A 7,479-nucleotide genomic window follows, 5' to 3' on the forward strand; every position below is an offset into this window, starting at 1 on the left:
CCCCACCCGCCCCCACCCGCTGTTCGCGGGGCTCGTGCGGGCAGCGCTCGACCGCCGTGGGGCCAAAGCGTAGCCGTGGCTGAACTGGCGGCACCCGGAGTGCACAGCTCCGCAGATTTCGGGGACGAGCAGAGCCCGAGAAGGTTGCATTCCTCGGCTTCCGTGTACCGGGGGCGGATCTGGGATGTGGTGAGGGACGAGTTCTCGCTGACCGACGGCGGCGAGCACATCGCCCGGGACTACATTCGACACCCGGGCGCGGTGGCGGTCCTCGTACTCAACGAGGAGGACCAGGTGCTGCTCATCCGCCAGTACCGGCATCCGGTGCGGATGCTCCTCTGGGAGATCCCGGCGGGGCTGCTCGATGAAGAGGGCGAGGAATTCGTCGACGCCGCCGCGCGGGAACTGGCCGAGGAAGCCGACCTCACGGCGCTCGAATGGAAGGTGCTCATCGACCTGTTCCTCTCGCCGGGCTCCTCATCCGAGGCGCTGCGGGTGTATCTCGCGCGCGGCATCGGCCGGGTGCCGGAGCACGAGCTCCACGTCCGTACCCACGAGGAGTCCGAGATCGAACTGCTCTGGGTGGACCTCGACGACGCAGTGGCCGCCGTGCTCGACGGGCGCATCCACAGTCCCTCCGCAGCGGCCGCGGTCCTTGCCGCGCGGGTGGCCCGCGAGCAGGGCTTCGACAACCTCCGCCCTGCCTCGTCCCCCTGGCCCGAGCACCCGAGCCGGCACTCGACCTGGCCCAACGGTGCAGTCTTGCGGGACTGACCATGCCTGCGCCAGCGGAGAAAACGGCAACCGACGAGCTTCTGGAGTCAGGGCTGGGCCGGTTGATGACCGAATACCTCCAGCACATGGCGGTGGAGCGTGGATTGTCGGTCAACACCCTTTCCGCCTATCGCCGCGACCTCCTCCGCTACCACCGCTTCCTGGTGGCCCGTGGGATCAGCGACGCCGCTGCCATCACCCGACACGACGTCACTGCCTTCGCGCAGGCAGTCGCCACCGGGTCCGACGGGCAGTCGCCGCTCAGCCCAAGGTCCGCCGCACGCACGGTGGTGGCAGTGCGGGGGCTCCACCGTTTCTGGGCGCTCGAGGGAGTGACCATCGCTGATCCGGCACGGGACGTGCACCCGCCCCTCGCCGGGCAACGGCTGCCGAAGGCGATCTCGGTCGACGACGTGGTGCGGATCCTCGAAGCGGTGGACACCGAGACGCCGTCGGGCCAGCGGGATCGGGCGCTGCTCGAATTCCTCTATTCGACCGGGGCGCGGATCAGCGAAGCGGTGGGGCTCGACGTCGACGACGTCCTGGACCGGGACGGAACCGGCCCCGCAATCGTGCGGCTGATCGGCAAGGGGTCGAAGGAGCGCCTCGTCCCGCTCGGTTCCTACGCGGCGAAGGCCATCGATTCCTTCCTGGTGCGGGGCCGGCCGGTTCTGGCAGGAGGCGGCACGGGAAGCCCGGCGCTGTTCCTCAACATGCGGGGTGGCAGGCTCAGCCGTCAGAGCGCCTGGTCCATCCTCAAGTCGGCGGCCCAGAAAGCGGGGGTCACCCGGGAGGTCTCTCCGCACACCCTGCGGCACTCCTTCGCCACCCACCTCCTCGAGGGTGGAGCCGATGTTCGTGTGGTGCAGGAGCTGCTGGGCCACGCGTCGGTGACCACCACGCAGGTGTACACGCTCGTCACGGCCGACACCGTGCGGGAGGTCTACGCTGCGGCGCACCCCCGCGCCCTTGGGTAGTCCGGAGACTCCAGGCCATGGTGCGTAGCGAACCAGGTGTGCACAACGGGCCGTTCTTCCGCCCGGTGGCACTGTGCTTCATCTTCGATGCCGATGCCGATGCGTCCGGTGCCGGTTCCGACGCCCGACCCGTCCGCCGCGTGCTCCTGGGGCTCAAGAAGACGGGTTTCGGGACCGGGCGCATCGTCGCTCTGGGCGGGAAGCTGGAACCGGGCGAATCGGCCGCCCAGGCAGCCGCACGCGAGGTGTTCGAGGAAGCGGGCCTCCGTGTGGAAGGCGGGGACCTCACCTTCCTCGGCACGGTCACGTGGGACTTCCCCGCCCGCCCCGACTTCAACATGATCGGCTCCATCTTCAGGGCGGAGCGCTACACGGGCGCCCTTGATGCCAGCGACGAGGTGGACCCCGAGTGGTTCCCCGAGGACGCCCTGCCGTGGGATGGCATGTGGGAGGACGCCGCTCTCTGGGTGCCCCTCGTGGTGGAGGGTGAGCCCTTCACCGCCTCCATCACCCTGAAGGACGACAACGAGGGTGTAGAGACCGCCGTCGTGAAGACCAGCCGTTAGCTGAGGTGCCGCTCGTCCGGACCGTTGTAGGCGCTCAGCGGGCGGATCAGGGAGTTCGACGCCACCTGCTCCATGATGTGGGCCGTCCAACCGGTGATGCGTGCGGCAATGAACAGCGGCGTGAACATCTCCGTATCGAAGCCCATGAGGTGATAGGTGGGGCCGGCGGGATAGTCGAGGTTCGGCTTGATGTTCTTCGCCTCGTCCATGGCGTGTTCCAGTCCGCTGTAGAGCCCGAGGATCTCGTCGCGGCCGTAGTAGGCGATCATGGCGTCGAGGGCGGCCTTCATCGTGGGAACGCGTGAATCGCCGTTCTTGTACACGCGGTGTCCGAAGCCCATGACCTTCTTCTTCTGTGCGAGGGCGTCCTCCATCCACGCTTTGGCCCGGGCCGCGGCCTCTTCCTCGGACTCGTCCTTCCGGATGCCGATCTCCTCGAACGTGTGCATCACTGCCTCATTGGCCCCACCGTGCAGCGGGCCCTTCAGTGCTCCGATCGCGCCCGTCACGGCCGAGTGGAGGTCCGCGAGGGTGGAGGTGATGACGCGGGCAGTGAACGTCGAGGCATTGAAGGAGTGCTCCGCGTAGAGGATCATCGACACGTTGAAGGCGTTCACCACTTCCTCCGGGGCTTCCTCGCCGAAGGTCATCCACAGGAAGTTCGCGGCATAACCGAGATCTTCCCGCGGCTCGACGAGCGGCTGGTTCCGGCGGCGGCGCTGGTCGTAGGCGACGACGGCGGGAAAGGCGGCGAACAGCGAGGTTGCCTTCTCCAGGTTGGCCTCGACGGAGCTGTCGGAAGCCAGCGGGTGACAGGCGCCCATCACGGAGACCGCGGTCCGCCCGACGTCCATGGGGTGGCTGGTGAGCGGCAGCAGGTCGATGGCCGCGACGATGTTCTCCGGCAGGTTGCGGTGGCTGCGTTCGTACCCGGTGAACTCGGCGAGTTGGTCGGCGGTGGGCAGTTCACCGTTCCACAGCAGGTAGGCCACCTCCTCGAAGGAACACCGGGCAGCGAGTTCCTGAACGGGATACCCCCGGTACAGCAGCGAGTTGCTGTCAGGGTTCACCTTGGAGACGGCCGTGTAATCGACCGTCACGCCGGCAAGGCCCTTGTGGATCTGTGGTTCGGTCACAGGGAACTCCTTCGTGGTGCATTCGTCGCGATGAGGTGCCCGGGTGGGCGGGCGGAGCCGGGCCTGGTGCTCAACGGCCGCCCGGTACCTGGAAGTTGAAGACCGAGGAGTCGAACCGGTTGTACGACTCGTAGTCCACCAGTTCGTAGAGGCGGGCCCTGGTCTGCATATCGGGTACGGCGTGCTGCTGGGTTCCGTTGGCCTTGATCGAGTCCAGCGTACGCTCCGCGGCGCCCATGGCGCTGCGGAGGAGGGAGACCGGGTAGATCACCACATTCACGCCGGCCTCCTGGAGCTGCTCGGCCGTGAACAGGTCGCTCTTCCCGAACTCGGTCATGTTCGCCAGGATCGGCACCGATACGGCGTCCCGCATGGCCTGGAATTCGGACAGATCGCGCATCGCCTCCGGGAAGATCGCGTCGGCTCCGGCATCCACGAGCGCCCGAGCTCGGTCCTGCGCGGCTTCCAGGGAGTCGGTGCCGCGGATATCGGTGCGTGCCATGATGAGGAAGTTAGGGTCGCGCCGGGCGTCGGCCGCGGCGCGGATGCGCTTCACCGCCGTCTCGAGGTCGACGACGTTCTTGCCGTCGAGGTGCCCGCAGCGCTTGGGATTGAACTGGTCCTCGATGTGGCACCCCGCAAGGCCGGCATTCTCCAGTTCCTGGACGGACCGCGCGACGTTCATCGGTTCGCCGAAGCCGGTGTCGGCGTCCACGATCGCCGGGAGGTCGGTCATGCGGGCGATCTGCCCGGCGCGCTGCGCCACCTCCGTCAGCGTCGTCAGGCCGATGTCCGGAAGGCCCAGGTCATTGGCCAGCACCGCCCCCGAGATGTAGACGCCGTCGAAGCCCTTGTCCTCGATGAGGCGCGCCGAGAGCGGGTTGAAGGCTCCGGGGAACTGCTGGAGGGTCCCGGACGCCAGGCCGTCGCGCAATGCAATGCGCTTCTGTTCGGAGGGAATCGATGAGTACAGCATCCTGTCGCCTTCCTAGAAGAGCCCGAGCGGGGCCGCGGAGGGGTTGATGTACCCGTTCCGGGCGGTGATGTTGAGTTGATCGAGGGTTCCTGCCCCGAGTTCGGGAAGCCGCTCGACGGCGGCGAGGAACCGCTCGAGTTCGGTGTCCTCGACCACGCCGTCCGCCAGGGTGCGCAGCTTCGCCACGTACTGTTCCCGGGTGAAGGGCCGGGCGCCGAGTGGATGGGCGTCGGCGACGGCGATCTCGTCGGTGAGGACGGTGCCGTCTGCGAGGGTGATTTCCACCCTGCCACCGAAGGCCTTCTCGGCGATGTCCAGTGAGTGGTAGCGGCGGGTCCACTCGGGGTCCTCGACGGTGGTGACCTTTCCCCACAGGGCCACGGTGTCCGGCCGTGCAGCCCTCTCGGGTGCGTAGGAGTCGACGTGGTGCCAGCGGCCGTCCTGCAGTGCCACGGTGAAGATATACGGGATCGAGTGGTCGAGGGTCTCGCGCGAGGCCGTGGGATCGTATTTCTGCGGATCGTTGGCACCGGAGCCGATCACGTGGTGCGTGTGGTGCGAGGTGTGGATCACGATGCCCTTGACCTTCGAGGGATCGGTGAGCTCGGGGTGAGCGCCGTGCAGCCTGCGGGCGAGGTCGATCCACGCCTGGGCCTGGTATTCGGCGGAGTGCTCCTTGGTGTAGGTGTCGAGGATGGCCCGTTTCGGCTCGTTCGCGGCGGGCAGCGGCACCTCGTAGCGTGCCTCGGGCCCGTCGAGCAGCCAGGCGATCACGCCGTCCTCGCCCTCATAGATGGGGGTGGGGGACGTCTGGCCGCGCATGGCCCGGTCCACGGCTTCGACGGCCATCTTGCCGGCGAAGGCCGGCGCGTGGGCTTTCCAGCTGGAGATTTCGCCCTTGCGCGACTGCCGGGTAGCCGTCGTGGTGTGGAGGGCCTGCCCGACGGCGTGGAAGATGGTCTCCGGCGCCAACCCCAGGAGGGTTCCGATGCCGGCGGCCGCCGACGGGCCGAGGTGCGCCACGTGGTCGATCTTGTGTTCGTGGAGGCAGATGGCCTTCACGAGGTTGACCTGGATCTCGTAGCCGGTCGCGATGCCGCGGATGAGGTCGCGTCCGGAGGCGCCCGTGTGCTGGGCCACCGCGAGGATCGGAGGGATGTTGTCCCCGGGGTGGGAGTAGTCGGCGGCGAGGAACGTGTCGTGGTAGTCGAGTTCGCGCACCGCCACGCCGTTGGCCCAGGCCGCCCATTCGGGCGAGGTGGGTGCTTCCACTCCGAAGACCGCGGCCCCCGCTCCGTTGGCCGACACGGGGTGACTTCCCGCCTGCGCCCGTGCGGCGATGACCGGGGCCCGGTTGAGGGAGGCGAGCGCCACCGAGGCGTTGTCGATGATGCGGTTGATCACCATCTCCGTCACCTCGGGGGTGACCTCCACGGGATCGGTCGCCACCTCGGCGATCCGGTAGGCGAGCTGCCCGGCGCGGCCGAGGTTCTCCTCGCTGCGGTGGACACGGACCGGGTGGAGCTCAACCATGATGTTCCTTTCGAAGGTACGGCAGTTCGGCGCCGTCGGAATCGTTATCAGTTCTTGCTGCCAGCAGGTGCTGGAGGCTGTTGTGCAGGTGCACCTGCATGGCGGCGGACGCGAGCTCCCCGTTGCCGGCACTGATCGCGGAGGCGATCTGCGCGTGCTCGCCGGCCGAAGCGTGGAGCCGTTTCCGGTTGTCCCGGGCGAGGCGCCGGATCCGCACGAGCTGGGTGCGCAGATGGCGCTGGGCTTGCAGGAGGTAGGAATTGCCTGCAGCCTCATCCACAGCGGTGTCCAGGTCGGCGACCAGCGAGTAGTAGCGGTTCTGACCGGAATCGCCCGCGTCGATCAGGAGGCCCGCCCGCATGAAGCGCTCGCCCAAGGCGTCGAACACCACCGGGTCGCGGTGCAGGGCGGCGAGCCGGACGGCGGTGCATTCAAGGGGGATGCGGACGGCGAAAAGATCGGCCACGAGGCCGAGGGAGATGTCGGTCACGACGACGCCGCGTCCGCTCGAGGGTGCCGCCAGTCCTTCGGAGATGAGCCGCGACAGGGCCTCGCGCAGGGGCGTTCGTGAGACACCGAAGCGTGCCGACTGCTCGACCTCCGCGAGGACGGAACCCGGCGGAAGCCGCCAGCCGATGATGTCGGAACGGAGGGACTCATAGGCGCGGTCGCTGGCCCGCATACCGTCCTCCTCCGCCGTCGTCGTGCATGTTACCTGCCTCCAATGTATACACAGCAGGGTCGGTGAGCAAGGAATGGCTCGAAAGTGCCGATAGTGATCGTGGTTTTGTATACAGAATGTCTTGAGGAATAGCATCGGGAGCCGTAGCATGAGCTGCATTCCATCCTCTCGCCGCAAAGGACCCCCATGGATTCCGGAACAAGCAGGCCTCTCTATACCCCTGATACTCCGAGGTCCGCCCCCGGCGGCCCGGAGGCCGCTGATCGGTACCGGGCACTCCATCGGCAGAATACTCCGGGGTCCGCCCCCGGCGGCCCGGAGGCCGCTGATCGGTACCGGGCCCTCCATCGGCGGAGCATCGAGGACCCGGCGACCTTTTGGCTCGATGCCGCCGAGGCCGTGTCGTGGACCACCGTGCCCGGGCAGGCGCTGGACAGCAGCCGTGCGCCGCTCTACCGGTGGTTTCCGGGAGCCCGGCTCAACACGTCCTTCAACGCACTCGACCGCCACGTCCTGGCCGGACGCGGTGACACCACGGCGCTCGTCTACGACTCCGCGATGCTCGGCACCCAACAGCATTTCACCTACGCACAGTTGCGGGACGAGGTGGCGCAGTTCGCCGGCGCGCTGCGCAACCAGGGCGTGGCCAAGGGGGACCGGGTCCTCATCTACCTGCCCATGGTTCCCGAAGCCGTCATCGCCATGCTCGCCGTGGCGCGGCTCGGGGCCGTTCACTCGGTGGTGTTCGGAGGATTCGCTCCGGCCGAGCTCGCCTCGCGGATTCGGGACGCGGGTCCGAAAGTGGTCCTCACCGCCTCCGGCGGGCTCGAGCCCG

8 protein-coding genes are annotated in these 7,479 nt (G+C 68.0%); 4 read left to right on the forward strand and 4 right to left on the reverse strand.

What is annotated here, in order from left to right:
• The first annotated feature begins 75 nt into the window (after positions 1-75).
• The 3 genes from Y705_RS22410 to Y705_RS0112850 are packed head-to-tail and all read left to right on the forward strand — an operon-like array spanning position 76 to position 2,317.
• Positions 76-774, forward strand: a complete 699-nt coding sequence (locus Y705_RS22410) for an NUDIX domain-containing protein (protein ID WP_081738041.1) — start codon at positions 76-78, stop codon at positions 772-774.
• A 2-nt stretch (positions 775-776) separates the two neighbouring features.
• A complete protein-coding gene (xerD, locus tag Y705_RS0112845; protein ID WP_026533144.1) occupies positions 777-1,751 on the forward strand; it encodes a site-specific tyrosine recombinase XerD in 975 nt (324 codons plus the stop codon).
• A gap of 20 nt (positions 1,752-1,771) precedes the next feature.
• Entirely contained in the window at positions 1,772-2,317 is a 546-nt protein-coding gene (locus Y705_RS0112850) for an 8-oxo-dGTP diphosphatase (RefSeq protein ID WP_253908614.1), read from the forward strand.
• Here the strand turns inward: Y705_RS0112850 and Y705_RS0112855 are convergent.
• From Y705_RS0112855 to Y705_RS0112870, 4 genes are all read right to left on the reverse strand, one after another.
• A complete protein-coding gene (locus Y705_RS0112855; RefSeq protein ID WP_026533146.1) occupies positions 2,314-3,453 on the reverse strand; it encodes a bifunctional 2-methylcitrate synthase/citrate synthase in 1,140 nt (379 codons plus the stop codon). The genes Y705_RS0112850 and Y705_RS0112855 overlap by 4 nt on opposite strands.
• Before the next feature lie 70 nt (positions 3,454-3,523).
• The gene (gene prpB, locus Y705_RS0112860) at positions 3,524-4,429 is read right to left on the reverse strand and encodes a methylisocitrate lyase (RefSeq protein ID WP_026533147.1); all 906 of its coding nucleotides are present in this window, start codon (positions 4,427-4,429) and stop codon (positions 3,524-3,526) included.
• Between the two features lie 12 nt (positions 4,430-4,441).
• Positions 4,442-5,962 (reverse strand): MmgE/PrpD family protein, encoded by a 1,521-nt coding sequence (locus Y705_RS0112865; protein WP_026533148.1) that lies wholly within the window; start codon positions 5,960-5,962, stop codon positions 4,442-4,444.
• Positions 5,955-6,644 (reverse strand): GntR family transcriptional regulator, encoded by a 690-nt coding sequence (locus Y705_RS0112870; RefSeq protein WP_026533149.1) that lies wholly within the window; start codon positions 6,642-6,644, stop codon positions 5,955-5,957. Before Y705_RS0112870 ends, Y705_RS0112865 begins: the two co-directional genes overlap by 8 nt.
• 186 nt (positions 6,645-6,830) lie before the next feature.
• Between Y705_RS0112870 and Y705_RS0112875 the strand changes: the two genes are divergently transcribed.
• Positions 6,831-7,479: AMP-binding protein (locus Y705_RS0112875; protein WP_026533150.1), on the forward strand; the 649-nt coding region annotated here is incomplete at its 3' end.

Source organism: Arthrobacter sp. H41, from assembly GCF_000520535.1.
In the GTDB taxonomy this organism is placed as follows: Bacteria; Actinomycetota; Actinomycetes; order Actinomycetales; family Micrococcaceae; genus Arthrobacter_D.

Excerpts from the sequence above, each read along its gene's own strand:
- xerD (WP_026533144.1), top strand. The coding sequence starts at position 777 with ATGCCTGCGCCAGCGGAGAAAACGGCAACCGACGAGCTTCTGGAGTCA.
- prpB (WP_026533147.1), bottom strand. The coding sequence starts at position 4,429 with ATGCTGTACTCATCGATTCCCTCCGAACAGAAGCGCATTGCATTGCGC.
- Y705_RS0112865 (WP_026533148.1), bottom strand. The coding sequence starts at position 5,962 with ATGGTTGAGCTCCACCCGGTCCGTGTCCACCGCAGCGAGGAGAACCTC.
- Y705_RS0112870 (WP_026533149.1), bottom strand. The coding sequence starts at position 6,644 with ATGCGGGCCAGCGACCGCGCCTATGAGTCCCTCCGTTCCGACATCATC.